Annotated in this window: 24 protein-coding genes and 3 pseudogenes; 9 read left to right on the plus strand and 18 right to left on the minus strand. The window is 56.3% G+C overall.

The genetic code is table 11. The features are described 5' to 3' along the window. Nucleotides 1-29 precede the first annotated feature (29 nt). The 6 genes and pseudogenes from rsmA to lptF form a co-directional block, all read right to left on the minus strand. Nucleotides 30-872, minus strand: coding sequence for a 16S rRNA (adenine(1518)-N(6)/adenine(1519)-N(6))-dimethyltransferase RsmA (gene rsmA, locus ACZ1HE_RS10125; RefSeq protein WP_472620641.1), 843 nt, complete (start codon nt 870-872; stop codon nt 30-32). Nucleotides 873-943: 71 nt separating this feature from the next. Beyond that, a pseudogene (gene pdxA, locus ACZ1HE_RS10130) lies at nt 944-1,910 on the minus strand (4-hydroxythreonine-4-phosphate dehydrogenase PdxA). After that, on the minus strand, nt 1,910-3,142 hold the full coding sequence (locus ACZ1HE_RS10135) for a peptidylprolyl isomerase (protein ID WP_472620642.1): 1,233 nt from the start codon (nt 3,140-3,142) through the stop codon (nt 1,910-1,912). The pseudogene pdxA and the gene ACZ1HE_RS10135 overlap by 1 nt, the downstream one beginning before the upstream one ends. Nucleotides 3,143-3,147: 5 nt before the next feature. Continuing rightward, a complete protein-coding gene (locus ACZ1HE_RS10140) occupies nt 3,148-5,307 on the minus strand; it encodes an LPS-assembly protein LptD (protein ID WP_472620643.1) in 2,160 nt (719 codons plus the stop codon). After that, nucleotides 5,307-6,404, minus strand: a complete 1,098-nt coding sequence (gene lptG, locus ACZ1HE_RS10145; RefSeq protein WP_472620644.1) for an LPS export ABC transporter permease LptG — start codon at nt 6,402-6,404, stop codon at nt 5,307-5,309. The genes ACZ1HE_RS10140 and lptG overlap by 1 nt, the downstream gene beginning before the upstream one ends. Beyond that, nucleotides 6,401-7,537, minus strand: coding sequence for an LPS export ABC transporter permease LptF (gene lptF / locus ACZ1HE_RS10150; RefSeq protein ID WP_472620645.1), 1,137 nt, complete (start codon nt 7,535-7,537; stop codon nt 6,401-6,403). Before lptF ends, lptG begins: the two co-directional genes overlap by 4 nt. Nucleotides 7,538-7,671: 134 nt before the next feature. On the opposite strand from lptF, the pseudogene ACZ1HE_RS10155 reads away from it, so the two are divergent. The 3 genes and pseudogenes from ACZ1HE_RS10155 (at nt 7,672) to ACZ1HE_RS10165 (ending at nt 10,547) form a co-directional block, all read left to right on the plus strand. Further along, nucleotides 7,672-9,137: pseudogene (locus tag ACZ1HE_RS10155) on the plus strand (leucyl aminopeptidase). A 4-nt stretch (nt 9,138-9,141) separates the two neighbouring features. Then, a complete protein-coding gene (locus ACZ1HE_RS10160) occupies nt 9,142-9,600 on the plus strand; it encodes a DNA polymerase III subunit chi (protein WP_472620646.1) in 459 nt (152 codons plus the stop codon). A 218-nt stretch (nt 9,601-9,818) separates the two neighbouring features. Beyond that, nucleotides 9,819-10,547 carry a class I SAM-dependent methyltransferase gene (locus ACZ1HE_RS10165; protein WP_472620647.1) on the plus strand — a complete coding sequence of 243 codons (729 nt, stop codon included), beginning with the start codon at nt 9,819-9,821 and terminating at the stop codon, nt 10,545-10,547. A gap of 17 nt (nt 10,548-10,564) precedes the next feature. On the opposite strand, the gene ACZ1HE_RS10170 is transcribed toward ACZ1HE_RS10165, so the two are convergent. From ACZ1HE_RS10170 to ACZ1HE_RS10185, 4 genes are read right to left on the minus strand one after another with little or no spacing between them, the layout of a single operon-like run. Then, entirely contained in the window at nt 10,565-11,146 is a 582-nt protein-coding gene (locus ACZ1HE_RS10170; protein WP_472624435.1) for a retropepsin-like aspartic protease family protein, read from the minus strand. Between the two features lie 40 nt (nt 11,147-11,186). Beyond that, on the minus strand, nt 11,187-11,807 hold the full coding sequence (locus ACZ1HE_RS10175; protein WP_472620648.1) for a MarC family protein: 621 nt from the start codon (nt 11,805-11,807) through the stop codon (nt 11,187-11,189). Further along, nucleotides 11,804-12,214 (minus strand): ACT domain-containing protein, encoded by a 411-nt coding sequence (locus ACZ1HE_RS10180; protein ID WP_472620649.1) that lies wholly within the window; start codon nt 12,212-12,214, stop codon nt 11,804-11,806. Before ACZ1HE_RS10180 ends, ACZ1HE_RS10175 begins: the two co-directional genes overlap by 4 nt. Next, nucleotides 12,192-14,042 carry an ABC-F family ATP-binding cassette domain-containing protein gene (locus ACZ1HE_RS10185; protein WP_472620650.1) on the minus strand — a complete coding sequence of 617 codons (1,851 nt, stop codon included), beginning with the start codon at nt 14,040-14,042 and terminating at the stop codon, nt 12,192-12,194. Before ACZ1HE_RS10185 ends, ACZ1HE_RS10180 begins: the two co-directional genes overlap by 23 nt. Nucleotides 14,043-14,161: 119 nt before the next feature. On the opposite strand from ACZ1HE_RS10185, the gene ACZ1HE_RS10190 reads away from it, so the two are divergent. Together ACZ1HE_RS10190 and ndk are read left to right on the plus strand one after the other, a co-directional pair. Next, complete coding sequence (locus ACZ1HE_RS10190) at nt 14,162-15,364, plus strand: multidrug effflux MFS transporter (RefSeq protein ID WP_472620651.1); 1,203 nt, start codon at nt 14,162-14,164, stop codon at nt 15,362-15,364. A gap of 111 nt (nt 15,365-15,475) precedes the next feature. Then, nucleotides 15,476-15,898, plus strand: coding sequence for a nucleoside-diphosphate kinase (ndk, locus tag ACZ1HE_RS10195; protein WP_472620652.1), 423 nt, complete (start codon nt 15,476-15,478; stop codon nt 15,896-15,898). Nucleotides 15,899-15,928: 30 nt separating this feature from the next. On the opposite strand, the pseudogene ACZ1HE_RS10200 reads toward ndk, so the two are convergent. Beyond that, nucleotides 15,929-16,260, minus strand: a pseudogene (locus ACZ1HE_RS10200) (TfoX/Sxy family protein). Nucleotides 16,261-16,712: 452 nt separating this feature from the next. Between ACZ1HE_RS10200 and ACZ1HE_RS10205 the strand changes: the two are divergent. Continuing rightward, nucleotides 16,713-17,939, plus strand: coding sequence for a cytochrome P450 (locus ACZ1HE_RS10205; protein WP_472620653.1), 1,227 nt, complete (start codon nt 16,713-16,715; stop codon nt 17,937-17,939). Nucleotides 17,940-17,953: 14 nt separating this feature from the next. Here ACZ1HE_RS10205 and ACZ1HE_RS10210 read toward each other — a convergent pair whose 3' ends face one another. Beyond that, nucleotides 17,954-18,517: a carboxymuconolactone decarboxylase family protein gene (locus ACZ1HE_RS10210; RefSeq protein WP_472620654.1), complete on the minus strand. Its 564-nt coding sequence runs from the start codon at nt 18,515-18,517 to the stop codon at nt 17,954-17,956. A gap of 190 nt (nt 18,518-18,707) precedes the next feature. Between ACZ1HE_RS10210 and ACZ1HE_RS10215 the strand changes: the two genes are divergently transcribed. After that, entirely contained in the window at nt 18,708-19,814 is a 1,107-nt protein-coding gene (locus ACZ1HE_RS10215; protein ID WP_472620655.1) for a hypothetical protein, read from the plus strand. Between the two features lie 271 nt (nt 19,815-20,085). Here ACZ1HE_RS10215 and ACZ1HE_RS10220 read toward each other — a convergent pair whose 3' ends face one another. The 3 genes from ACZ1HE_RS10220 to ACZ1HE_RS10230 are packed head-to-tail and all read right to left on the minus strand — an operon-like array spanning nt 20,086 to nt 21,967. Beyond that, the gene (locus tag ACZ1HE_RS10220; RefSeq protein WP_472620656.1) at nt 20,086-20,436 is read right to left on the minus strand and encodes a carboxymuconolactone decarboxylase family protein; all 351 of its coding nucleotides are present in this window, start codon (nt 20,434-20,436) and stop codon (nt 20,086-20,088) included. Nucleotides 20,437-20,453: 17 nt separating this feature from the next. Next, nucleotides 20,454-21,212, minus strand: coding sequence for an amino acid ABC transporter permease (locus ACZ1HE_RS10225; protein ID WP_472620657.1), 759 nt, complete (start codon nt 21,210-21,212; stop codon nt 20,454-20,456). A gap of 14 nt (nt 21,213-21,226) precedes the next feature. Further along, nucleotides 21,227-21,967: an amino acid ABC transporter ATP-binding protein gene (locus ACZ1HE_RS10230; RefSeq protein ID WP_472620658.1), complete on the minus strand. Its 741-nt coding sequence runs from the start codon at nt 21,965-21,967 to the stop codon at nt 21,227-21,229. A 128-nt stretch (nt 21,968-22,095) separates the two neighbouring features. On the opposite strand from ACZ1HE_RS10230, the gene ACZ1HE_RS10235 reads away from it, so the two are divergent. Next, nucleotides 22,096-22,866 (plus strand): transporter substrate-binding domain-containing protein, encoded by a 771-nt coding sequence (locus ACZ1HE_RS10235; RefSeq protein WP_472620659.1) that lies wholly within the window; start codon nt 22,096-22,098, stop codon nt 22,864-22,866. Between the two features lie 48 nt (nt 22,867-22,914). On the opposite strand, the gene ACZ1HE_RS10240 is transcribed toward ACZ1HE_RS10235, so the two are convergent. Next, the gene (locus tag ACZ1HE_RS10240) at nt 22,915-23,487 is read right to left on the minus strand and encodes a helix-turn-helix domain-containing protein (RefSeq protein WP_472620660.1); all 573 of its coding nucleotides are present in this window, start codon (nt 23,485-23,487) and stop codon (nt 22,915-22,917) included. 97 nt (nt 23,488-23,584) lie between these two features. Here ACZ1HE_RS10240 and ACZ1HE_RS10245 point away from each other — a divergent pair, with 97 nt between their 5' ends. Further along, complete coding sequence (locus tag ACZ1HE_RS10245; protein ID WP_472620661.1) at nt 23,585-24,343, plus strand: creatininase family protein; 759 nt, start codon at nt 23,585-23,587, stop codon at nt 24,341-24,343. Between the two features lie 254 nt (nt 24,344-24,597). Here the strand turns inward: ACZ1HE_RS10245 and ACZ1HE_RS10250 are convergent, their stop codons facing one another. Then, nucleotides 24,598-25,317, minus strand: a complete 720-nt coding sequence (locus ACZ1HE_RS10250) for a helix-turn-helix domain-containing protein (RefSeq protein ID WP_472620662.1) — start codon at nt 25,315-25,317, stop codon at nt 24,598-24,600. Next, a complete protein-coding gene (locus tag ACZ1HE_RS10255; RefSeq protein WP_472620663.1) occupies nt 25,314-25,613 on the minus strand; it encodes a hypothetical protein in 300 nt (99 codons plus the stop codon). The genes ACZ1HE_RS10250 and ACZ1HE_RS10255 overlap by 4 nt, the downstream gene beginning before the upstream one ends. Between the last annotated feature and the right edge of the window lie 97 nt (nt 25,614-25,710).

Consider the following 25,710-nt stretch of genomic DNA (forward strand, 5'->3'; position numbering starts at 1 on the left):
TATTTACGCGGTGCAATTGATGGTCAAGGTCAGGCCCTGGCAATTTCCCGTGCCAGTGCGCAGAAAGCTTCGAGCGAAACTTGTTCGGCTCGTTCTGTGGGTTTGATGCCAGCTGCGTGCAAGTGGTCTTCAATTCCCGGGGTCACACCCTTGAGCGCCGCCCGGAGCATCTTTCGCCTTTGATTGAACGCAGCGGCTACGACGCGGCTGAGTACCGCGGCATCAGCAGGAAAGCGAGGTTCAGGCAAAGCTGTAAGATGAACCACGGCGCTTGATACTTTTGGGGGTGGGGTGAAGGCGTCCGGGGGCAATGACAAAGCAATTCGAGCATCGGCACGCCACTGTGCAAGTATGGCCAGCCTCCCATACGCCTTGCTACCTGGCTGCGCCACAATACGTTCGGCCACCTCACGTTGAAACATCAGCGTCAGGCTGACCCAGAACGGAGGCCATTCGGATGGCGTTAGCCACCGCACCAAAAGCTCGGTACCTACGTTATAGGGAAGGTTTGCCGCGATGCGCACAGGTGGTGTGAGATGTGCCAAGGGATTGATTTCGAGAGCATCCCCATTGATGACTTCCAGCCGGTCAGGGTAGGCAGCAGCAATCTCTTGAAGCGCTGGCATGCAGCGGGCATCCTTTTCAAGAGCAAGGATTTTGCGCGCACCTTCGGACAACAACCCACGTGTAAGTCCACCTGGTCCCGGGCCGATTTCGAGAACATCGCAGTTGGTCAGATCACCGGCCTGACGCGCAATCTTGGCTGTAAGGTTCAAATCCAACAAGAAATTCTGCCCCAAGGATTTGCGGGCAGACAGTTGATGGTTCGCGATGACTTCGCGAAGTGGGGGAAGGTTATCGATGGCGCTCATAGTACTGATGTAGAGCCTGCAGCAGGGAAAAGACCAGAGCTTTCACAAGGTCACAGGCCGTATTTCGGCCTTTATGCGGATTGTGCCATTTGCTGCGCCATTTTCAGGGCTTCGATCAGGGACGTCGGATTGGCTTGACCTTGCCCGGCAATGTCAAAGGCTGTGCCATGATCAGGGGACGTTCGTATGAACGGCAACCCGAGGGTTACGTTCACGCCGCGGTCGAAGTCCAGCGTCTTGATCGGGATCAACGCCTGATCGTGATACATGCATACTGCGGCATCATAGCGCCGCCTTGCAGCGGCATGAAACAGGGTATCGGCTGGATGAGGTCCAGTGACCGAGTACTGCTCTTCTTGGTCCATCTTTGCAATGAACGCGGCTATCCAGTCACCTTCTTCTCGACCCATGGCCCCGCCTTCACCAGCGTGTGGATTCAACCCCGCCACTGCGATGCGGGGATGAGCAATACCGAACTGGGTCTGTAAACCGTTGGCCGTGATCGCAATTGTCTCGCGCAGTAATTCCGGAGAAAGAACCTCTGGCACATCCCGCAAAGCGATGTGGATGGTTGCCGGAACCACGCGCAGTTGTTCACTGGCCAACATCATCACAACCCGTTCTTTTCCTGCCAATGCGGCCAAGAATTCGGTGTGACCGGGATAAGCAAAACTGGCACCATCAATCAGTGCCTTTTTGTGGATCGGCGCAGTGCAAAGAGCAGATGCCTGTCCTGACATGACAAGTTTGACGCCCGTTCTCGATTGACGTGATCACACCTTGCGCGTTGTTTGGGTTTGGCGAGCCGGGGATGGCGTTTGCCGCAAAGGAAACTTCAAGCACCGGTAAGGCTTCGGCGCTGACGTCATGCGCCTGTGCAAGATCGTCGATCTGCCGATAGGGCACGGTACTTGGCAAGTGGCGGGGATCACCCAACCAGACAAAAGGACAATCCTGCCTCAGTTGGCTCCAGGCAGCTGAGGCAATTTCCGGGCCAATCCCAGACGGTTCACCGCAACTGAGCGCGAGGGGTTTCATTACTCCTCGACGATTATCGCGTCAGCCTTGAGCTGCGCAATCAGACTTTCCGCGAAAGACCGAAGTCGCTGTTGTGTCAGCGAATTTGCAACTTCTTCGCGGCTCGCATCCTCAGCCAACTGGGTCGTGCGGCCGCAAAGCATGAGAAAGACCAGCGTTTGACCATTGTTTCGTGTCAGAGCCGTTGAAAACTCGCCTTGGTCCAGCTTGGCCAACTCGATCGAGATGTCCTGCGGGATCTCGGACGGTTTCGCGGTCACGCGATCCAGAACGCTTGCGGGTTGCCCCTTGGCAATTCCATAAAGGTCGTCGCAATCATCCACCCGAGCGCCGATCTCGGCGGCGGTTGTCAATGCTTCGGCACTGCGACCGCCGGGCAAAAAATAGGTCGCGTATTCTATGGAACTGTAGCGTTGGGATCCACCAACGATTTCCTGAATGCCACGCATCTGGAAAAGGGCAACCGCGTTCGGCAAGGCAATCGGGTCAGTGATTTCCCCTGGATTCAAACCCAAGATAACGGGCTGAAGCGCCGGTGGGAGGTTGCTGACAGGCAACCAATTCATGCGCCCGCCGTTGTTTCGGGTCTCGGACGCAGAAAACTGCTCGGCCGCGGCCGAAAAATCATCGTATGTCTTGAGATCCGCGATCTGTTTGGCGACTTCGTCGACCTGACCGACGGTCTGAGGGGTAACCGGAATAATGACTTCCGACAGTAAAACGCGAATTCCACCTCCGCCGCCTTGTCCCAACGCGCGATCAATCTCGGCCTCGGTCGGGCGAGCCTGCGAAACATAGCGCGCCTGAACATAGTCGCGCCAGGCCAATTGAATCGCGATAAAGTCACGAACTGTTTCGGCAGAGACGCCCGAGCTTTCCAACGCCTGGATGAATTCTTCGTTGGACAAGTTGCCTTGCGACGCGAATTGGTCAATGCCTTGCTGAATGTCCTCAGGAGGGACGACGATACCCGCTTCCTTGATCACTTGCTGCCGGAGCCGGTCTTCGATCAATCCATCTCGGGCAATTTCGGATGGGTTGCCGGGAAACCGCAGAATCTCAAGAAACCGTTCGCGTTGTTCCAATTCGAATTGAGTTATGACTTCCTGATTCACGCGAATGGCAGGAGCAAAAAGGCTTTGCGTTGCAGCGGGGAGTGGCGCGAACGTCAGAACACCAGCAGCTGCCAATGCACAGGCTGATGTGGACCAACGACGAAAAGTTCGGGTCAAAGGGGTCAGGATTTGCTGCATGATCGCCTGTATTCTTTATTTCCGCTCGCTATCGCGAACCCGTTCAACGCAATGCTAAAGCCGAAATCCGTCGACGGTTCAACACTTGTCGAAGAGGTATAGCGCCTGTTGAGCGAAAGATTAACCGTTACACATTCATTTTGATAGACCAGTCCGACACCGGCGCGGGTGGCGCGGCTGTCTTCGATATCATAGCGCAGATTTGCGGATGCGGTCCAGTTGGGGTTCACCTTGTAGTTGCCATCAAACCAAAATTCCGACACCGCAAGGTTGCGGTTTTCAGCCGGATCACGACCCAACCACAGATAAGATCCACTGACCTTTGTACGCGTGCTTTCCCAATCGCCCCGCAACTCAGCTTTTGAGAAGTTCAAAGAGTTGTTCAGCAACCCACGGGCTGTCAGGGCAAGCCCCTTGTCCATCTTGACCTGGCCCGCCAACAGGATGTCCGACGACGTTCCGCTGAGGCCAGAGGTTTTGGAAAAATCAGGGTCGGCAGTTTCTCGGAACACCTGACCGATCGTGGCCGATGCCTGCCAACCTTTCGGAGCAAATCTCGCCCAATTCAGCCCGACAACGGCCCGTGCACCATCTTCACGCCTGTCGGGTGCCGGAAAACGGGACAACTCCAGCAGGTTGCCCTGATCGAATTCCACAAAACCACTTTCGTCGTTTGGAACTTCGGGGCCTGAAACGTTTGACCACCCGATTTGCGCGATCGGTTCAAGAAAATGCGTCGACCCGTCGCCCATTACCTGGGTCATGGGATACCGCAGGGTGAGAGCAGCACGAGGAGTGGTGATCGTCGCGTTCGGTGGGTATGTATCATCGTCATAGACGTTGAACCGATCAACAGAGGCACCCAAGGTCCAGTCTGCTCTTAGACCTGATGCAAAAGTCCAACTGCGCAGCCATTCTGCGTTTGCAGTGGCACGGGCGATATCTCGCCCGATGATGTTGGCGTCCGAATTCCGCTGGTGCGCGTGAGCATCGAAACCAAGTCGAATCTCACCACCAATCGACGCTGGGAATATCCTTTTTTCGTAGTTGAGATCGAGGATATCCGAAGGGATTTCGTCCTCGTTCTCGCTGTCACGCAAAGTTTCATAGTGAATGAGGCCGACACGGAATGCACTGTCGCGTCTGATCTGCGTAAGAGCGATTTCGCTGCGCAAACGGTCCAGATCAGGCAGTCCATAATCCGCGAGATAGGCGTTATCCGACGTGGTCTGTACATCGAATTCAAGCTTAAAATCGTCGTTCAGTTCAAATTGACCAAACGCAAAAACGTAGCCGCGGTCGTCGCCTGGGATCAGGTCATCACGAGTAAATGCGCCTTCTATCTCAATTCCACCCCGTCTGAACGCCTGGCGAAAACGGAAATCCAAGGTCGTCGTCCGGGGCGATACGTAAGGTGACAATGTCAGGTCGGCATGATCACCCAATCTGAAGAAGTAAGGAACTTTGACCCCGGTTCCTAATTGCGACGTGGTTCGGATCGAGGGGATCAGAAACCCAGTTGCGCGTTTCAGGTTCGGATCAGGCAGGCGCATGCCCGGAAAGTAAAAGACCGGCACATCAAGGATGCGAAACTGTGCTTCTTCAAAATAGAGCTGCTGTTCAAGTTGGTCATGGGTCACCTTCTTAGCTCGGATTTGCCAGAGAGGTGGTTTGCCATTTTCGCAAACATGACAGGATGTTACGGCAGTTTTGTAAAGTTGAGTATACCGTCCGCCCACACGGGTCATCTGCAGCGCGGCCAATTGCAATTGTTGATCGAACACCAAGCGGGCTCCGGACAGCAAGCCGTTTTGCAACCCTTCGTCCAATTCCGCTGAATTGGCCAGAACAGTCGCCTGACCGCCTTGGTCGATCCGGATTGGGCCTTCGATGGTCAACTTGCCGCTTTGTCGGTCAAAAGTGATCTTTCGAGCCCGCAGTCGCATGTCGCCTTGGAACGCTTCAACGTTGCCTTCGGCAATCAATTGTCGCTCAGGGGTAATAAGGACCGAATCCGCAACAAGCACTGCGGGCTGTACTTCTTGTTCGGTCTGATCGGACGGTTGTTGTTGCGCCATGGAGGGCTGAACGGAACTCAGAACCGCTACACTCGTCAGTAGCAAAGTCAGCAAATGGCAACGCATCAACCGTCCTCCGCATGCAGGAGCAGACCAAATGTCAGCATGATTGCGGCTATGGGTGGGGCCCACGCCGCCAGCGCCACGGGTATCTGACCGTTTTCACCTAATATCTGAGCAAAGTTGCGAATAAAATACAGTGAAAAACCCAAAAGTACTGCTGCCAAAACAGCAACACCGGTGCCTCCAAATCTGGCATGCCGCATGGTAAAGGCAGCACCGACCAGAACCATAGAGATCAAAAACAGAGGTCTAGCCAGCTCAACTTGAAGCCATACTTCGTGTTGCTTGGTCGAAAAACCAGCCTGTTTGAGTTGTCCGATCATATCGGGCAGGTCGTAGATTGAAATACTTTCCCGGCGGCCAAGGCTGTCGCGGATCCGATCCTGCGTCAATGTTGTTGGGATTTTCAGGGTTTCATGAATCTCGGCGTTTGCCTCGGGGTTCAGGCCCGAAACCAGAGGCCATATCTTAACTGTCTTGAGTACCCAGGTGTCATCTTGCAATTGCGCGCTTTCAGCGGTGATTTGACGTGTCGGTCCACCATCTTTCGCATAGCTCAAAATGGTCACGCCGAACAGTGTGATGCCGTCACCACCAAACCCGGTTGCATGGATAACGGACTGCCCATCCTGTCCACCCTGGCGCAACCAAAGTCCTTCGCCACTGAGCGATAGAACTGATGGGCCGCCGGTTCGGTAGGTGTCAGCAAGGCGCTGATACCGTTCAGCTGTGGCCGCAACGATAGGGTTCAATGTGGTCACTGCCAATCCACCGATTATGCAGGCCATAAAGACCGGCGCCACTAGAGCACGTATACCGGATCGGCCTATAGACCGCGTGACTACGAGTTCTGAACTTCGGGCCAATCCAACAAACAACACAATGGTAGACAGGATCATCAGAAGAGGGAGAATCTCACTCAGTGCGGCCGGTGCATTCAGCAAGGTAAGGCTGAACAACTGCCCAAAACTGACATCCACACCCTCGAAACGGCGCAGTTGCTCAATCAGGTCGATCAACAGGATCAACGTCAGGAAAACAGATCCGATGACCAGAAAACTCTGCAGAAAGCGGCGCGCGAAATAGCGATCCAGAATCATGCTGCGGCCTCCTTCGTGGGCGAGCGGCGAAACAGCAGGGATAGCGGTCGCGAGGCAAACTGCATGAATAAGCAGGCGATGGCTATGCCGATCAGAGTCGGCAAATAGATCAGTGGCCACAAATCTGCGTTCTCCAAAACGGGCTCGGACGTCACACCGCGCAGAACCTCGAGAAACACCAACATGACGAAAGCAATCAGGGCCTGTCGCCAGACGCCAAATCTGGAAAAACCGCCGAGCATCAGCGCCGAGTATCCGATCAAGGTGACGGCAATACATATCAAGGCGCGGGCAAACCTTAGGTGTACTTCTTCGGCGAGTTGACCGGGGGTATAGCCTTCGGTCTCGGTAATTTGTTCCGGCGACAGGAATATTTCCATTGTTGGGATCGCACGAATATTGCGTGCACGCATGGCATCCTGCTTGATTAGTGAGCTGATGTCATAGGAAAAGTCGGCGAAAACAGTTGTCGACAGTTGGTTGGTTTCGGTGTCCAGTCGCTGCGCCAGACCGTCTACCATGATCAAGTTGCTCCGGTCTTCATTGCGGACAAGAAAGGCGCGTGCCCCAGTGTACGTAACGGTTTGTGCCGGATCTCGTCGGTCGGAAAGAAAGACATCGTTCAGCGTTCCATCCGTATCGATTTGCCGGATGTAGAACGTAACGCCGGGCGCGGGGTGTAGAAAGCTCCCTTCGCTGAGCAGCCGCGCTGTGACGTTCCGCGCAACTTCGGCCTCGCGAACAGCCAGCTGGCTGATGGATGCGGGTAGCAGAACGTGGGTTAGAATGCTCATCATGCCTGCCGAAATAAGTCCAAAGGCCAAGGCAGGGCGGGCCAGCCGCCACGGGCTGGATCCTGTGGCCTGCATTACGGTTAGCTCGCTGTCGTTGTTCAATCGGTTGGTGACATAGACCGAGGCCGCAAAAGCAGCCATGGGCAGCACCATGCGGATCAGATTCGGTAGAGTCAGCGCTGTGAATTCCAGGAAGACGAATGCCGACTGCCCGTCGCCGATCAGCTTATCGAACAGGACAACCGCCCGGTTAATCCAGAAAACGGCGACGAGAATCAGTGCAAAAAAGCCGAAGAACAGCAGAAATTGCGACAGGACGTATCTGTCGTATCGTGACACCGCGATCCCCCAGGAGCCTGCCAAATTATTATCGGGCAACCTTAATGGATTCGCGTGCCGGGGAAAACTGCTATCTGGTCAAGATGCAGTGGGCAGGCTACCTGTTGCCTAACCACATGTTGAGAGGAGCCCAAATGAGCAGCCTGACCGAAATCCGTTTTCAGCCCGTTGACCTGGACAGTATAGCCACCGCCGAGGGGCGCGTGGCCGTTATTATCCCCCCGAAGGTAAGCTGAACCCAGCTGCACGCCGGGCGAACCGGTTGACCAAGGGCGCGGTGGCTCGTCTGGTTGAAAGTGAACGGTTCGAGAAGGCCAAGCCCGGGCAGGTGATTTCTCTGGCCTGGCCTGCTGGCATGGCAGCCGAGGCGCTTGATGTTTTGGTTCTGCCACGCCGCGCCGATGCAGCGCAGGCCCGTGAGGCAGGGGCGGCTTTGGCCAAGGCGATTGGAACCTCCGCGCTGACCCTAATGGCTGTCAGCCAGACGCGCGCGCAAGAGGTCGCCATGGGCCTCACCCTGCGCGCCTACAGCTTTGACGCACACAAGTCTGCCGATGCCGACCCGGCGGGCGCAGTAACATTTGCCCACACCAAACACGAAGAAGTCGAGGCCGCCTATGCCCCGCTGCGCGCTGTGGCCGAGGGCGTGCACATGACCCGAGATCTGGTCAACGAGCCCGCAAATGTTCTGACCACCACCGAATTTGCCGACCGCCTGAAAGAGATGGAGGCAATTGGGCTGAAAGTCGAAGTGCTCGACGAAGACAAACTGGCCGAACTGGGCATGCGCACGTTACTGAGCGTCGGGCAGGGCTCGGACAGCCCGTCCAAGGTCGTGGTGATGCATTGGAATGGCGGCGACAAGGATGCCGCGCCGCTGGCTTTAGTCGGTAAAGGCGTTGTCTTTGACACCGGTGGCATCTCGCTGAAACCGGCGGGCGGCATGGAAGACATGACCATGGACATGGGTGGTGCGGGTGTAGTTGCGGGAACCATGCGTGCACTTGCCTTGCGCAAGGCCAAAGCCAATGTGGTCGGTTTGGTCGGGCTGGTGGAAAACATGCCCTCGGGCAACGCCACTCGCCCAGGCGATGTGGTCAAATCGATGAAAGGCGACACGGTCGAGATCATCAACACAGACGCCGAGGGTCGTTTGGTTCTTTGTGATGTGATGTGGTACGCGCAGGATCGGTTCAAGCCAGTCGGCATGATTGATCTGGCCACTCTCACAGGCGCGATCATCATCGGGTTGGGCCATGAAAATGCTGGGGTTTTCTCGAACAACGATGCGTTGTGCAACGCCTTTCTGAAGGCTGCCAATAATGAGAACGAGGGCGCCTGGCGAATGCCGCTTGGACAAGCGTATGATGACCAATTGAAATCACGGATTGCCGACATGAAGAACGTCGGCGGTCGGCCCGCGGGCTCGATCACCGCGGCGCAGTTTCTGCAGCGGTTCGTCAAAGAAGACACGCCCTGGATTCATTTGGACATTGCGGGCGTCGCTTCGGTCAAATCGGACACTTCCTATGCTCCCAAGGGCGCGACCGGTTGGGGCGTGATGGCGCTGAGCCGCCTGGTTCAGGACAACTTCGAGTAATGTAATGGGGGCCGCCTATTTCTATCATCTGACACGCAACCCGTTGGAGGTCACCTTACCCGTTCTTTTGGGTAAGGCGCGTCAGGCAGGCTGGACGATTGCAGTTCGTGGGGCTGATCCCGAAAGACTGGAATGGCTGGACGAAAAACTGTGGCAGGGACCGGATGACGCGTTCCTGCCGCATGGATTGGTCGGTGGTGCGCATGATGCACTGCAGCCCGTTCTGCTAACGACAGAAGCGGAAACACCCAATGGCGCTACCTGTGTGATGGCTGTAGATGGCGCGCAGGTGGCAGCAGAGGAGGTCGATGCGCTCGATCGTGTTTGCATCCTGTTCGATGGCACCGACCCCGAGGCCGTGCAACAGGCACGCGGCCAGTGGAAGGCGCTGACAGGTGCGGGCTGCAAAGCACAATACTGGTCCGAGGAATCGGGCCGGTGGGAAAAGAAGGCCGAGGCCTGAGTGTCACGGAGGCGGGGCGCTCCCGCCTTCGCGTCATGCCCTGACGGGCCCTTGCTCAGTTGGGCCGGGCGCCTCGCCTTCGGCAAGGCGCGTCATCGCAGAACACATCCGGCTTTGACGTTTTGGTGGTCGTTTGTATTCAAGGAAAAATTCACGACCTTGGGACAAAACTTTTGGTCAACTTGCGCTGCGTGGTTTGAGTTTTTTGGAGTAGCGGGATGCGTGATCCAGATGAGAATGGCTGGTCTTCGTCTGCTCCGGCGTGGATCAGACGCATGGGGGATGCGGGCGATTTCTCGCGGCAGCACGTGCTGGATGCTCCAATGGTGGCGCGAGTGAAGCAGGCGAAACCAGAGCGAGCGTTGGACGTTGGCTGTGGTGAGGGTCGGTTCTGTCGGTTGTTGGATCAGGCAGGCATACAGACAGTTGGCGTCGATCCGGTTGAGGAGATGGTGCATGAAGCGCGCGCTCGACATAGCCGCGGCGACTATCGACTAGGTTTCGCCGAGGCGCTTCCCTGCGACGATCAGAGCTTTGATCTGGTGGTGTCGTACCTGTCCTTGATCGACATCGACGATCTGGACCGGGCGGCGTCGGAAATGGTGCGTGTGTTGCGACCTGGAGGGCGATTGCTGATTGCCAATTTGTCGAGCTTTTCCACTTCGAGCGCGTCGGTGGGTAAACGGTATTGCCGGGATACGGGTCAGATGTTGCGACCCTTGGGGCGCTACCTGGCAGAGGAAAAAGTCTGGCTGGAATGGGATGGATTGCGCATTCAGAACTGGCACCGACCTCTGTCACGGTACATGTCGGTTTATCTGTCCTTAGGGTTGACCTTGCGGTTCTTTGATGAACCTAGGCCGCACTCTGGCCCACCAGAGCGATTGGAGGCCTATGACAGCATGCCATACCTTATGTTGATGGAGTGGGAAAAACCGGCAGCTTGAGAAAGCGGGTTTGGACTTTATCGCGCTAGCGTCAGCGACTGCGGGTTGATCTGCAAGGTCGAAAACCGCTGCAGATATTCCATCCCCAGCAGGGATTGATCCATCTCACCTTCGTTCACCCAAGCTGTCAGCCCGCTATCGTTGAAGGGTCCTAAAACCACGTTATCAAGCTTGGTCGGGGCAGTGCGCACCTCTCCATTTGCTGTAAGCGCACGCCCGAAGTAGTTAAGATCGTTCAAGTCTACTCCAATACGCTCGGCATCTTCCTGGCTCAGGACGATTTGGCTGGCTCCTGTGTCCACGAGGAAATCAACCGGTTTACCGTTCACCTCTAGTCGCAGGTAATAGTGCCCGTCGCGCCCACGTGGCACCACCACACTGTTGTCTGTAGTGGTCATGCGGCTTGCGGGCGCAGTTGTGTTTCGAATGTCATCCCACAGGCCAACCACGGCGACCACGCCAACGAAGATAAAAACCCAAACCAACGCCTGCTGCGTGATCTTGCCAAGAGATTCCCGGTTTTGGGTCACGAACCACATCAGTACCGCGGCTCCCAGAAGCCCCAGATAGCCAAGCCGTGCTACATTGTCAGCGTCCAGATCCATGTCGTTATCCTTAGGTTCTCATGAATATGGTCATTTAACCGGCAAACCCAAAGTCTTTGAGACCGCTCAGGATAAACTGAACGGAAAGAGCTGCGAGCAACATTCCCAACAAACGGGTTACCACGTTCAGGCCTGTCTTGCCCAAAAGCCGCGCCAACGGTCCGGACATGAGATAGAGCAACAAAACCACCGCCATCACGGCCAGCATCACGGCGATCACCATCGTAAGCCCCTGCATGCCGGGATGTTGGCCTGCCAGCAGGATCATTGTGGCGATAGAACCGGGACCCGCGATTAGCGGAATGCCTAGGGGAAAGACGGAAGGATCGGAATGTTCTTCTTCCTCGGCCCGATCTTCACGACGTTTGGTGCGCCGTTCGAACAGCATGTCCATCGCAGTCAAGAACAACAGCACGCCTCCTGCAACGCGGAATGCTGGCATGGAGATGCCTACAAAGCCCAAAACCGCTTCGCCAAAGGCTGCGAACATCGCCAGAATTCCAGCGGCCGTCAGGCAGGCGCGAATGGCGATGCCGCGACGGGTACGAGCATCCATATCTTGTGTCAGCGCCATGAAAATTGGGGCTTGCCCTGGCGGATCAATAACAACAAACAACGTAGTAAAAGCGGTGATCAGGAACGCCATGTCGATCATGTTGCAGCCTCTTTCTGCAGTTGGCGCAGGATGCTCATCGCCAGATCCGCCATGTCGTGTGGCACGTAGACGTGATCGTGGTGAAAACCGGCAACCACATTGGCCGGTATGCCTGCTGCGGCCAGTCCAGCCGAGACAGCAGCGGTCAATCCGACCCCTTCGAGCGAGGAGTGAACTTGCAAAGTGATGCATCGCATGGCCACGGCATCGGCAGGTGCCGCGTCGATGGGGACGATCAGCGAAAGACCTTCGTCCTCGACACAGCTGGCGCGCGTTCCGTCAGGCCACGATTTACCGTCGGGCCAGGGGACAAAGGCAAATGAACCCTCGACCAACACGGGTTCCATCCCGGCGATCATGGCGTTTGTGTCCTTAACGGGGGCGTCATTGCGCGGTCTCCGCTGCATCCAGTTTTTCCTGTGCGGCCACCCAGAGCGTTTCAGCCCGGTCCATCGCATCCACCACCTCGGCGAACTTGCGGTTCCAGGTTTCCAGATCGTTGATCTTCTCATCGTCATAAAGCGCAGGATCAGCCAGCTTGGCCGACAGTTTGTCGTGCATGTCGGTCAGCTTTTCGACTCGTTCTTCACATTTGCGCACTTCGGCACGCAGGGCCAGGATCGCATCGCGGGACGGGCGTTTGGGCTTGGGCTTTTCAGCCTTGGCCTTGGGTTTGTCACGGGCCAGCAGAAGCGAACGATAGGCCTCCAGATCGTCGTCAAAGGGTTTGACCGTGCCATCCGACACCAACCACAGCCGATCCGCCACCAGACTCAGCAGGTGCATGTCGTGGGTGACCAGGATCACCGCGCCGGAATACTGCGTCAGCGCCTCGACTAAAGCCTCGCGGCTTTCGATGTCCAGGTGGTTGGTAGGTTCGTCAAGGATCAGCATGTGCGGTGCGTCGATGGTGGCAATTAGCAGGCTAAGCCGTGCCTTTTGGCCGCCCGAAAGACGCCCCACAACGGTGTCGGCTTGATCCGCGTTCAACCCAAAACCCGCTAAACGCGCGCGCCATTTTGCAGGGGTCTCAGCGGGCCGCAGGCGACGCAGGTGATCAAGTGGGGTTTCATCCACGTACAGTTCATCAACCTGATGCTGGGCAAAGAACCCGATGCGCAGTTTCGACGATTTGGTCATTTTGCCCGCCATCAGAGGCAGGCGGTCGGACAGCAGTTTGGACAGGGTCGATTTGCCTTGGCCGTTCTTGCCCAGCAGAGCAATCCGGTCGTCTTGATCAATACGCAGGTTCAGTTTGCGCAGCACCTCGACCTCGCCATAACCCGTCACGCCGCCCTCAAGGTTGATGATCGGAGGAGACAGTTCTTCTGGATTGGGAAAGGTGAAACTGCGCAGTGCTGCCTCTTGCGGGCTAGAGATCGGCTGCATCCGCGCCAATGCCTTGAGCCGGGATTGCGCCTGTTTCGCCTTGTCTGCCTTGTACCGGAAGCGATCCACATAAGATTGCAGATGCGCGCGCCTAGCGTCCTGTTTCTTGGCCATCGCCTCGGCCTGGGCCAGTTTTTCGGCGCGTTGGCGGGCGAACTGGTCGTAAGGGCCCTGATAAAGCGTCAGCTTGCGATCCTCTAAGTGCAGGATCGCCCCCACGGCCCGGTTCAGCAGACCCCGGTCGTGGCTGATGATGATCACCGTGTGCGGGTATTTCGCCAGGTAACTTTCCAGCCACAACGCCCCTTCGAGGTCGAGATAGTTGGTCGGCTCGTCCAAGAGCAGCAAGTCGGGCTGCGAGAACAGCACTGCGGCCAAAGCTACCCGCATCCGCCACCCACCCGAGAAATCGGCGCAGGGTCGTTTTTGGTCCTCGTCGTCAAACCCAAGCCCCTTGAGGATGGATGATGCCCGCGCCTCGGCCGACCAGGCGTCGATGTCCGCCAGACGGGTCTGGATTTCAGCGATGCGGGCCGGGTCTTGCGCGGTGTCTGCCTCAGCCATCAGTTCAGTGCGCTCGGTGTCGGCGGCCAGAACCGTTTCGACCAGAGAGACGTCTGATGCCGGTGCCTCTTGCGCGACACCGCCGATACGGGCGCGTTTGGGCAGGGCGATATCGCCCGATTCCAGCGCCAGTTCCCCCCGGATCAGGCGAAAGAGGGTGGTCTTGCCAGTGCCATTGCGGCCCACTAGCCCCACCTTGTGCCCATCGGGAATGGTGGCGCTGGCGCCGTCGAACAAGGGACGGCCTTCGACCGCATAGACGATATCCTGAATTCGTAACATATGCCGCTCATAACAGAGGGTTGAATGGGCCGCTAGCGGGTAAGCAAACGGGCAGGGTGGTCAGTTCAATCTCTGGGTGATAGCCGTCGTGAGAGCCCAATCGGAAAGCCTGCAAGACAATGCGACCTGCAAAAAGCCCTCCGCACATCGTGACGCTGATCCTGGCATCGGCTGTGGCAGTAGTGTCGCTGAACATGTTCCTACCGTCGCTGACGCAGATGGCTCGGGATTTTGAGACTGACTATGCGATCATCAACCTCTCTATTGCGGGATATCTGATCGTATCGGGGATCTTGCAACTTATCATGGGGCCGTTGTCGGACCGGTATGGGCGGCGACCGCTTTTGCTGATGTCGATGGCGATTTTTGTACTGGCCTCGGTCGGGTGTGTTCTGGCGGAAAACGTCTGGGTGTTTCTGGGCTGGCGCATGCTGCAAGGGGCAGTGGTTGCGGGACAGGTGATTTCGCGTGCGGTGATCCGGGATATGCATCCCCCCAACGAGGCGGCAAGCAAGCTGGGCTATGTCACAATGACCATGGCGCTGGCACCGATGCTTGGCCCGATGTTGGGCGGGGCGTTGGATATGGCGTTTGGCTGGCGATCAGGATTTGTGCTTTTTGCGGTGATGGGATTTGGGATGCTTGCGTTGCTTTGGGGTGATTTGGGGGAAACCAACACCGAGCCGTCCGCCACCTTGGGCACGCAATTCCGGCAGTATCCGCATCTTTTTGCGTCGCGCCGGTTCTGGGGCCATGCCCTGTGCGCAGCGTTTTCCATCGGCGGGTTCTATGCGTTCATCACGGGCGCCCCCCTTGTGGCGGCGACATGGTTTGATCTGAGCCCGGCGATGTTGGGGTTGGGGATCGGGATCATCACCGGTGGTTTCATGGCCGGTAACTTTGTGACAGCTCGACTGGCTGAGCGCACGAAATTAACCACCATGATCCTGATTGGGCGCGTTGTGGCAACTGTTGGCCCGTTGATAGGCTTGGTGTTGTTCTTCAGCGGGGCCGGGTCGGTCTGGGTGTTCTTTGGCTCTGCGATCTTTGTGGGCTTTGGCAATGGGCTGACGGTGGCCAATGCAACTGTTGGGTTGATGTCTGTGCGCCCGAAACTGGCGGGCAGTGCGTCGGGTCTTTCGGGGGCAATGACAGTGGCATTGGGCGCGGTGCTCACGATGGCAACAGGCGGGTTCGTGAGCGAAGCAAACGCGCCTTATTTTGTGTTATCGATGATGACGGTGGCCAGCGGCTTGGGCCTTTTGGCGGTGATGTATGTCCGTTGGGTCGACCGGGTCGAGCCATTGCCGGACGCTGCTTGAGGCTACAAAGCCCTGACACCCCCAACAAGGCACTTTTCTTGCGCGTCAGACCATGTTACGCGGCGCGCAGCATATTTCGGCGCACCCGCGCCAGAGCAAGGAGAAGCCAACATGGCACTGGAACGCACCTTTTCGATCATCAAACCTGATGCAACCCGCCGCAACCTGACCGGCGCAATCAACGCCAAGTTCGAAGAAGCTGGCCTGCGCGTTGTCGCACAAAAGCGCATCCACCTGACCAAAGCGCAGGCGGGTGAGTTCTATGCCGTGCACAAAGAGCGCCCCTTCTACGACGAACTGTGCGAATTCATGGCGTCGGCTCCGATCGTTGCTCAGGTTCTCGAAGGCGAAGGCGCCATCGCAAAGAACCGCGAAGTGATGGGTGCAACCAACCCCGCAGACGCAGCCGTCGGCACCATCCGTGCCGAGTTCGCTGAATCGGTTGGCGAAAACTCGGTCCACGGTTCGGATGCTCCTGAAACTGCGGCTGTTGAAATCGCATACTTCTTCTCGGGTCTTGAGCTGGTTGGCTAAACCCCGAGGGATGGCAGCCGGGATGTCCAGCTAGCCTCGCTTTTCGATCACACCGATCGCATCAAGGGCCGCTTCGAAATCGGAGCGGCCCTTGTCGTAAGACGCCGCGACAATTGCGTCAAACTGCACGCGCAGGGCTTTTTCTCTTCGCCCTTGCAGTCGTTCCAGGGCCGACCCTGCAGCGCCATCACAAGCACGTAGTATCCAATGAAATGCGGTTTGCTGCCCGATTGGAGCAAGCGACCATAAGCGTCATCAGCCCCTATGTCCCGCAACTCTTGCGCCGAATTGATACCAGCGCGCGTGCAGCTCTCTTCGAATGCAGGACCAAGGTTACGGATTGATGACACCGGGTCTGACATGAGTGTGTCCTAATTGCTTGCGACGGGATTTGGGTTGGTGGCGCGTTGGAATGAACCCTGCGTTGATCATAATCGACGCAATAATTCCACGACAGAAAAATCCCCACTTGGTGGTTGCTTCGGAAAACGGGGCGCTCCCGTACTCGAACGATCCTGACTGCGTCAGCGCCATCAGCGGCTTTGGGCTGGGCGTCTCGCCTTGGGTTCGGAGCGGTTGCGTGTGTTGTGTCTGGTGAGGTCGACACCATGATCGCCTTGCTATCGGAATGAACCGACCGCCGAGCGTAGCGAGGCCGGGCCCAACGGGAGGAGGTTTTTCGTCAGAAAAATTGACGACGGGCGGGAGCTCCTTCGGGCTGTTAAGCAGACCCTCGTTCAATTTGCGATTTTCCTGACCTTGCGGTCGGTTAATTTTTTGGCCTATGCATACAGTCACGAGAGGGAGAGGATTGATGACAAGAGTTTTGCCACCTGAGGCCGTGATCTCGCTGGACCTAACCAATCCACCGCCTGGGTTTTTGGAAGACCCATTCCCATTCTACGACGCGCTTTTGGCCCATTCGCCTGTATTGCCACAGCCGGACGGCTCGATCTTACTCAGCCGACATAAGGATCTGGACCGGATCTATCGCGATACCAAGCTCTACTCGTCGGACAAAAAGGCCGCTTTTGGTCCCAAGTTCGGCATCGGCTCTCCGCTGTTCGAACATCACACAACCTCGCTGGTGTTTTCCGACCCGCCACTCCACACCCGTGTTCGAAAGATCATGACCTCTGCCTTGACCCCCCGTGCGATTGCCAAGATGGAACCGGGACTGATCAGCACTGTCGACCATCTGTTGGATGGGTTGGCAGACAAGAGAGAGGTGGATCTGATCGAGGATTTTGCCTCCACCATTCCTATCCAGATCATCGGCAATCTGCTCGACGTCCCAATAGAAGAACGCGGTCCGCTGAGGGATTGGTCTCTTGCGATCCTTGGTGCTTTGGAACCGTCGCTGACCAACGAGCAGCTGGCGACAGGGCACAAAGCAGTTGAGGAGTTCAAAGCCTACCTCGAAGATCTGGTCGCCCGCAGGCGGATGTCTCCGGGTGACATCGAGACAGACGTGTTGACCCGACTGATCACCGGAGAAGGCGCGGATGGGCAATTGTCTGAAATAGAGCTTTTGCAGAATTGCATCTTCATCCTGAACGCAGGCCATGAAACGACCACGAACCTGATCGGAAACGGTCTGGCGCTGCTTAACGATCACCCGGATCAACGCCAGCGACTGATGGACGACCCTACGTTGTTGAACCCCGCAATTGAAGAGGTTCTGCGCGTCCGCTCACCTAACCAATTCGGCAACCGTGAAACCACCGCCGAAATTGACCTGAACGGCCAAACCATTCCCGTGGGAACCAACTTGCACCTCTGCATCGGTGCAGCCAACCGGGATCCCGCAGTTTTTGATGAACCGACCCGTTTTGACATCGCGCGCAAACCCAACCGACATCTTGCCTTTGCAGGCGGTCCACATGTCTGCGTGGGTCTGACCCTCGCGCGGATGGAAGGACGTATAGGCATCGGACGGCTGCTAGAGCGATTTCCCGATTTTCAGTTGCTCGATGGACGCGTTCCCGGCGGGCGCATCCGGTTTCGGGGCTACGCAACCTTGCCCGCCAAGATGAGCTGACGGGCAAGTCAGCTTCAATCGTCGCCTTTGTAATATCCGATAACGTCGTTTTCGGTCGTTGCACCCAACCCATTCAGCAGCCGGTTGGAATAGTTGAAATAGGCGCAGACCTGATTGACCTCGAGGATTTCCTCGTCACTGGCGCCTGCAATCTTGAGCGCCTCGAAGTCGGATTTTGTCATCTTGCCTACATCCGTGGTCAACTTGCCCGCATAGCGCAGCAGGGCAAGCTGCTTGCCTTGGAACTCATCCTCAGGACGATGCGCTTTCAAGGCAAGAAAAATTCGATCACTGCGGGGCTGGTCACGCAGCAGATTGCGCACGTTCATGAAGTGATGCGTTAGCGAATAGGTGCAATCATTCAGGATCGACGTATAGCTGGCGATCACCTCAAGAAACCAAAACGGCAGCGTGTTGTCATCCGAATGAAGGACCGAACGATAGAGCGTGACGTGACCATTCATCGTTTCCGGGCGCAGGGAATGTACGCGCATCACCGTATCCACTGTACCGTGGGGTGTGCGGGCCTTGTCCAGCAACTCTTTCAGCCGCCCATCAGCCTCTGCATCTTCGATCATGCAGAATCCATGCGCTCATCTTGGTCTCCGTCAAATGGAAGGTTTGGGGCAGCTTATCGCAGGTGTGGTTACTTAGGTCAGTAGAAAATTCTACTGTGAGTAAAATTTTTCTGGCGCGAGATTTGTAACTCACGTAGATGTGAGGCAGCCAACAGGGCGAGAGCCCCGCTTGCCAATCGGGATTTTGGACATGAATACGGATCTGCAAAAGGGTGCGGATAATCTGCTGCTGACCTGCGCGGGGCTGGCCCCGGGGGATCGGTTGCTGGTGCTGCACGAAGGGGCGGAGGAGACCTATTACCACGTTGATATTCTTGACGCTGTTTTAGAGCGCGCCCGAGATTTGGGGATAGAGGTCGCAACCCAAGAGGTGCCATTCAGCCCAGAGGGGGCCACTCCAAGCGACAACCTTGTGGCACAAATGAAGGGCGCTACGCGGTCCCTGTTTCTTGCGAGATTTGGTGATCAGATACGGTTCAATGCAGACATGGTCGGGATCCGCCCGATCATGAGCTATGCGTTGGATGCGGGCATGCTGGCGTCCGGCTTCGGGCAGGCGCATTATCATGGGTTTGTTGCGATCAAGGATGCGGTCAACCGCATGGTGGCGCGGGCCGAGGATATCCATGTAACCTGTCCTTTGGGGACTGATTTCCGCGGCGATGGAGCCAAGTTCTCGACCCAGATCGCGGATGTGGCCGTGACGCGCTTTCCGATGTCCGTGTTCGCGCCAGTGCCTGCGAGCAATTTCAGCGGGCAAGTGGTGCAACATGGGTTTCTTGTCGGGACGGGATCGCGGTTTTACGAGCCCTATGCCCGCGCTCTGGAAACCCCGGTGACCTTCACCGTACATCAGGGTCGGATCACGGCGTTGGATGGGGGCGATAGGGATGTTTCGGTCGCACGACACCATTATGATTGGGTCTCGGCGCGCTATGGCATTGATCCCTGGTGTATCCATTCCTGGCATGCAGGTATCCACCCCGGGTGCAGCTATGACCGGCCGGTGGCTGAAGACTTTGCCAGATGGAGCGGGGCTGCTTTTGGCAATCCTCGCCTTTTGCATGCCCACACTTGCGGCAGCTATGCGCCGGGTGAGATTTCGTTGAACGTGTTAGACCCGACGATTCGTCTGGATGGGATTGCGGTCTGGAACAGCGGCCGGTTTGATGCACATCTTGTGCCAGGCGTAACAGAAATACTCGAAGAACATCCCGATATCGCAAGCATCTTCGCAAAACCATCGCGTGAAGTGGGGCAATGCCCTGAAGAGACGTTGTCGGGTACTTGGGCCTGAGCTGTTTCAGATCATACGCTACGGGCCGTCCCGGGCGGACTCCCATGCCCGTGCGGTCCTGACTGCGTCGGCACCACTATCGGCCTTGGGCTGAGCGCCACGTTTCGCACGGCTTGGTCTTTCTTGGTGATGTCCATTCTGACTAAAGATGCCGGTGGCTTGCAGAGACCTCGGTCTCGACTCAAACCAACCGCCGAGCGGAGCGAGGCCCGGCCCAACGGGAGGAGGTGTTTCTTCAGAAACATCGACGACGGACGGGAGCCTCCCTTTACTAGGCCCTCAAGGTCTCTGCGGAAAATGTGTCGTATGCCTTGAGCGCCTTGGCCGAATAGGCCAGCGACGGTCCACCGCCCATATAAGTTGCCATCGCCAGGGCCTCGCACATCTCTTCCCGCGTCAGGCCAAGGCGCACCAGGGACCGCACGTGAAAACCGATGCAGCTGTCGCAACGGGTAGCGATTGCGATGCCAAGTGCCATGATTTCTTTTGTTTTTTCATCCAAAGCACCACTTTTCTTGGCCGCAGCCCCCATGGTGCCGAACCCTTTCATCGTTTCGGGTATTTCCTTGGCATAGGTGCCGATATCACCCTCGATCTCGGCCATGAATGCGTTCCAGTCCATCTGTCTGCTCTCCTAATTCAACGTTCGTCCGCCCCCATGCGCCGCTCCAGCCAGCGCACACCTGCACTGATGATCAGCACCAGCACCAGATATTCCAGGATCAGCAGGGTATAGATTTCCAACGGGCGGTATTCCGTCACCACCAGCTCATTGGCGCGGCGTGTCAGTTCTTGCATGCCGATGACAGAGGCAAAGGCGCTCATCTTCACGATATAAATGAACTGGTTCGCCAAGGGAGGCAGAATGCGGCGGATCGCTTGCGGCAGGATCACATAGCGCATCGACTGTCCGTAGGTGAGGCCGATCGTTTGCGCTGCCTCGCTCTGGCCCTTGGGAATGGACTGGATACCCGCGCGGTAAATTTCGGCTGTAAAGGCACTGTCCGAGATCGCCAATGTGATGATCGCGCCCCAGAAGGGATCAATGGGGATGTTCAGGCCCATCGACTGAAAGACAATCGGCAGCCCGTAGAACACCCAGAACAGCATGGGCAACAGCGGGATCGAGCGAACGAATTCCACATAGACCCGGTTGATCATGCGAATGGGCCAGCGGTTCGACAGGGCGGGCAGTGCCACTAGTAGACCAAGCGCAATCGAGATGACCGCCGCGATGACCGAAATCAGGATGGTGTCACCCATACCCGAGATCAGAAATTTGATGTTAATCCAGCCCGTATTGGTGCGCGGGTCGATTACATACCAGCCCCAGGTCGAAGAGCTCCCGCATCCGGAAAGGATCAACAGGGGCAGGGAAAATGCAAGTATCTTCTTCATGGTACGCCCCATTCTTAATGTTGCAGGATCTGGCTGAGGAATTTTTGGCACCGCTCGGACCTGGGCGCGCCAAAGAACTCTTCGGGCGGGCCTTGTTCGACAATCTCGCCCGCGTCCATGAAAATCATGTTGTCCGCCACCTTGCGGGCAAAACCCATCTCATGGGTCACCACCACCATGGTCATGCCTTCGTTGGCAAGATCGACCATTACATCCAGAACCTCGGAAATCATTTCCGGATCCAGCGCGGATGTGGGCTCGTCAAAAAGCAAAACCTTCGGCTCCATGCACAAGGATCGTGCAATCGCCACGCGTTGCTGTTGCCCTCCAGACAGCTGACCGGGTCGTTTTTCGGCCTGATCGGGGATGTGAACCCGCTCAAGATAGTGGCGCGCGCGCTCTTCTGCCTCTTTTTTGGTCATGCCGCGTGCCTTGATCGGACCAAGGGTCAAATTGTCTAATACAGTGAGGTGCGGAAAGAGGTTGAACTGCTGAAACACCATGCCAACCTCGGACCGGATTCGGTTGACGGATGCGGCGTCATTCGTCAGCTCGGTGCCGTCCACCAGAATCTGACCTTTTTGGTGTTCTTCCAATCGGTTAATGCATCTGACGACTGTGGATTTTCCCGAACCTGAGGGGCCGCAGATCACAACTTTTTGACCGGATCCAACCGTCAGGTTGATGTCCTTGAGCACATGGAACGTGCCATACCATTTGTTGACTCCAACAAGCTCGATTGCAGTTTCCGACATCGCACTCTCCCTGGGGTTAATTTTCCTGGGGGAAAATTTTTTCTTGAGACTAAGAGTTATCTTTGCCTTAAATCAAGCAGCAATCGGGTTATGATACCCACAAGAAAAGCCACCAACGGGAGAATCTCATGAAAAACCTTCTTAAGGCCGCTGCAGTTGCGGCTGTCAGCCTGGCCCTATCCGGCGCCGCGCAGGCGCAATCGGCATTGAACGAAATTCTGGATGGCGGAGTCCTCAAGGTGGGCACGACCGGCGACTGGAACCCAATGACCCTGCGCGACCCGGCTACCAACAGCTACAAGGGGTTCGACATTGACGTGATGAACCAACTGGCTGCTGACCTGGGAGTGGAGGTTGAGTTTGTTCCGACAGACTGGAAAACACTGGTGAATGGCGTGGTCGCGGGTAAGTACCACATGACCGGCTCGGCCTCGATCTCGCCGCCCCGGATGAAAGTTGCCGGTTTTTCTGAAAGCTACATTTCGGTGGAGTTGTATCCCTATACACTCAAAGATAAGGCCGACAAATTCGACGGGTATGACTCGATCAACCAACCAGACGTGAAAGTCGCTACGACACTCGGTACCACCTTCGAAAAGCGCGTACGCGAATGGTTCCCGAATGCGGACATCAAGGTGGTTGAAGCTCCAGCTCGCGGTTTCCAGGAAGTTCTGGCTGGCCGGGCTGACGTTTTTATCACCTCGAATATCGAAGGATCGACCTTGGAACAGAAATTCCCGGTTGTGCGCGTCAGCGGCGCCGAAGCGCGCTCCCCTTCACCAATTGCCATGCTGTTGCCGCAAGCCGATCAGGTCTGGATCAATTACGTGAACAATTGGGTCAAGGTGAAACAGGCGCAGGGGTTCTTTGAAACCACCAAGGCCAAATGGGGGTTGTAACCGCTGATTGAAACCGAATTGAAAAGGGCGCTATTTGGGCGCCCTTTTTTATGACCCCGATCCGGTTTCGGCCTTTGCGACTACGGTAATGAACCGCACGACGTCGGTGAGCAATTCGTCCGGGCAATGTGCGCTGTTGCTGTCAAACGACAAACTGTCGCCGGGGCGCATGTGATATTTCGCATCGCCGCAGCGATAGACCATTTCACCTTCGGTCATGTGAATAAACTCGACCCCACGATGCAAGTAAACCGGGCGCGAGGATAAGGGCCGTTCCAGTGTCACATCGAAGCTTTCAAAGCTTACATGGTCGGCACTGGCCCGGCCTATCATTTTGTAAACATGTCCAAAATCGCTGCCTAGACGTTGTACCGTGATCCCTTCGCCTGCTTTGACAAAGGACATGTCAGACCAGCGTACTGTGCCCGCAAAGAAGTTGATCAACGGTACATCGATGCCTGTCGCCAGTGCGTCCAGTGTCGACAAAGAGGCGGAAACCTGCCCGCGTTCAATCTTCGAGATCATCGCAGTCGAGACCTGTGCGACGCGAGACAGCTCCGCCAAGGTAAGTCCCGCAAGAATACGGTGATGTTTGACTGCGGCACCGACCGTTTGGTCCAATGTCGGTGCAAGAGGTGTTGATGGGGCTGAGTCTTCCATGCGCGAAGCGTAGTATGCATAGATGAAAACGGAAAGAGCGCAGAGGGGATCAAAAGCCATGCAACTTTCAGATATGACATGGCCCGAAGTGGATGATCGCATCAGGCAAGGTGCTTGCGTCATGCTTCCCGTCGGCTCCACCGAACAACACGGACCGATGGGGCGGATCGGGACAGACACGATCTGTGCAGAAGCGGTGGCGCAAAGGGCAGCTGCTTTGTGTGATGCCGTTGTTGCACCGGTGCTGGCCTATACGCCTGCGCCATTCAATACGAGCTTCCCAGGAACCGTGTCGGTATCAGAGCCGGTGTTTGCGGCCCACGCTCGCGAGGTGATCCGGGGATTGTTGGCGCAAGGGTTTCGCGGGGTGTTTATCGTGAACGGTCATGGAGCAAACATCGCGCCGCTACGGGACATTGGCCAGGAACTGCCCCACAACGCCCTTACCTTGCTGAGCTGGTGGGAGCCCAAGGCCGTCAACGCGTTGCGACAGGACCTCTATGGGTCGTGGGAAGGTATGCACGCAACCCCCTCGGAAGTTGCCATCACTCAAGCACTCATTGGAGTGCTGCCGTCAAACGGGGCCGAAGATCCGCCCCAAGCCCTGAGTGCCGAATACATCAACGCTCATAAGGGTGACAAACACGGGCCCCCGGACGAACATCGCGCCATGTTCCCTGATGGCCGGGTAGGATCGCATTCCGCTTTGGCCAATCCCGAAGATGGCGCGCGCTTGTTGGAACTGGCGGCTCAGGGTATCGCGGACGCTTTTGTCAGCTACGCCGAAAGCCAGGCGAAGTTGATGCAAGGTCAGTGAACTGGAATTGTGAATACAAAGTGCGCGCAGGAAATGTCTGCGTTGAGCCCATTTGCGACATTGGGGACCGTCGCAACATCCGTCTCAAAGGGCGAAAGCGGTCATCCGCCTCGGGATGGATCAATGAATTCAAAGTGTAGAAGGATGCTATTAGAAAAATGAGCCTTAGGATTTTTCTTGCTGCTCATTATTGCGTTTGTGTTAGCTTTGAATGGACGCAACCTCGTCATGGCCTTTTCAGAATAACTCGACCTTTATCGCTTCATTCTCGTTTCGTTAGGAAGTTCACCAAAGGTCGCTTTGTAATCGGCAGAAAAATGTCCCCCATGCCAGAACCCTTCTGCCGCGGCGATGTCTGCGACGGTCAGGTTTTTCTGTTCCGCGGCTTTCAAACGTTGGCGAACCCTAACCAGTCGGCGATTTTTTACAAACTTAGCTGGCGTTAAACCGAACCTTTCACGAAACGCATACTCTAAGGTGCGCTCACTCACACTGGTGGCTTGCCTAAGGTCCGCAGAGGTTACAGTTGCTAGATCGGCTGTCTCAAGAAAATTAAGGCATTGGGACAAGGCTTTGTCACGTTCCCTACAAATTGCCGCGGCATTGCCTCTGGTGTTGGCCTGCGAAGTCCAAGCCTTGAGCAACAGTTCGAGTACAGTTTGCAGCTCTGCGCCGGTCTGTTGGTCAAATCGAGTGCGAAACAGTGTCAGAGCAACGCGAACCTGATCCAAAACACTTGGGGGCATTCTGAAAGTCTCTGGCAATGTGGATGCTTTGGGCAGTTTTATCTTCATTGAAGCGCAGAGCGCTTCGATTGTTTCGCGCGAAGCCGAGACGGTCTGAATTGAAAACGACGGGTTGCTGACACTGCGCAACTCGCCACCAACTTGATAGACCAATACTTCGTCACCGCAGGTGTCGTCCCCTCGCCACCAAAGCCGCCCCATTTCGGGGTCCTTGATGACGAAGGTCAAAACACCGGGGGGGCTGACCCAAATTGGTCAAGGTTAGCGTTGAGACTGCAGAACCCATAGTGCAGTCCGCCTGCCTGCGCCTGAAACAATGCGCCTGCCTCTTGTCCCTGTTTGACCTTGGAAAGCGGTCTCAGGTCCAGATCCCACAGGCGCACCACGTCGCAGAGGTCCTCGATTTCTTGAAATCGGGCTTCGAGAACAGGAACCGGGGTGAGGGGGTTGTTTGTGCGCACGGACAGGAGTTTGCGGTTTTTGGATACTGTGTCAACGTTGATCGGCGCTAGTATCTCGTGCAATTGTCTACACCTTCAAAAGGTTTGCGTTATCCGCAAGCTTTGAAGTCCAAAACCAAAAAGAACAGCAGAGCGAGAGAAAACATGCACCCATTCCATT

This window comes from Falsiruegeria sp. JB4-1 (assembly GCF_055693495.1).

Excerpts from the sequence above, each read along its gene's own strand:
- lptG (WP_472620644.1), bottom strand. The coding sequence starts at position 6,404 with ATGATTCTGGATCGCTATTTCGCGCGCCGCTTTCTGCAGAGTTTTCTG.
- ACZ1HE_RS10190 (WP_472620651.1), top strand. The coding sequence starts at position 14,162 with ATGCGACCTGCAAAAAGCCCTCCGCACATCGTGACGCTGATCCTGGCA.
- ACZ1HE_RS10140 (WP_472620643.1), bottom strand. The coding sequence starts at position 5,307 with ATGCGTTGCCATTTGCTGACTTTGCTACTGACGAGTGTAGCGGTTCTG.
- rsmA (WP_472620641.1), bottom strand. The coding sequence starts at position 872 with ATGAGCGCCATCGATAACCTTCCCCCACTTCGCGAAGTCATCGCGAAC.
- ACZ1HE_RS10180 (WP_472620649.1), bottom strand. The coding sequence starts at position 12,214 with ATGCAGCGGAGACCGCGCAATGACGCCCCCGTTAAGGACACAAACGCC.
- ACZ1HE_RS10205 (WP_472620653.1), top strand. The coding sequence starts at position 16,713 with ATGACAAGAGTTTTGCCACCTGAGGCCGTGATCTCGCTGGACCTAACC.
- ACZ1HE_RS10160 (WP_472620646.1), top strand. The coding sequence starts at position 9,142 with ATGGGGGCCGCCTATTTCTATCATCTGACACGCAACCCGTTGGAGGTC.
- ACZ1HE_RS10215 (WP_472620655.1), top strand. The coding sequence starts at position 18,708 with ATGAATACGGATCTGCAAAAGGGTGCGGATAATCTGCTGCTGACCTGC.
- ACZ1HE_RS10175 (WP_472620648.1), bottom strand. The coding sequence starts at position 11,807 with ATGATCGACATGGCGTTCCTGATCACCGCTTTTACTACGTTGTTTGTT.
- ACZ1HE_RS10220 (WP_472620656.1), bottom strand. The coding sequence starts at position 20,436 with ATGGACTGGAACGCATTCATGGCCGAGATCGAGGGTGATATCGGCACC.
- ACZ1HE_RS10210 (WP_472620654.1), bottom strand. The coding sequence starts at position 18,517 with ATGATCGAAGATGCAGAGGCTGATGGGCGGCTGAAAGAGTTGCTGGAC.
- ACZ1HE_RS10185 (WP_472620650.1), bottom strand. The coding sequence starts at position 14,042 with ATGTTACGAATTCAGGATATCGTCTATGCGGTCGAAGGCCGTCCCTTG.
- ACZ1HE_RS10165 (WP_472620647.1), top strand. The coding sequence starts at position 9,819 with ATGCGTGATCCAGATGAGAATGGCTGGTCTTCGTCTGCTCCGGCGTGG.
- ACZ1HE_RS10230 (WP_472620658.1), bottom strand. The coding sequence starts at position 21,967 with ATGTCGGAAACTGCAATCGAGCTTGTTGGAGTCAACAAATGGTATGGC.
- ndk (WP_472620652.1), top strand. The coding sequence starts at position 15,476 with ATGGCACTGGAACGCACCTTTTCGATCATCAAACCTGATGCAACCCGC.
- ACZ1HE_RS10235 (WP_472620659.1), top strand. The coding sequence starts at position 22,096 with ATGAAAAACCTTCTTAAGGCCGCTGCAGTTGCGGCTGTCAGCCTGGCC.
- ACZ1HE_RS10245 (WP_472620661.1), top strand. The coding sequence starts at position 23,585 with ATGCAACTTTCAGATATGACATGGCCCGAAGTGGATGATCGCATCAGG.
- ACZ1HE_RS10225 (WP_472620657.1), bottom strand. The coding sequence starts at position 21,212 with ATGAAGAAGATACTTGCATTTTCCCTGCCCCTGTTGATCCTTTCCGGA.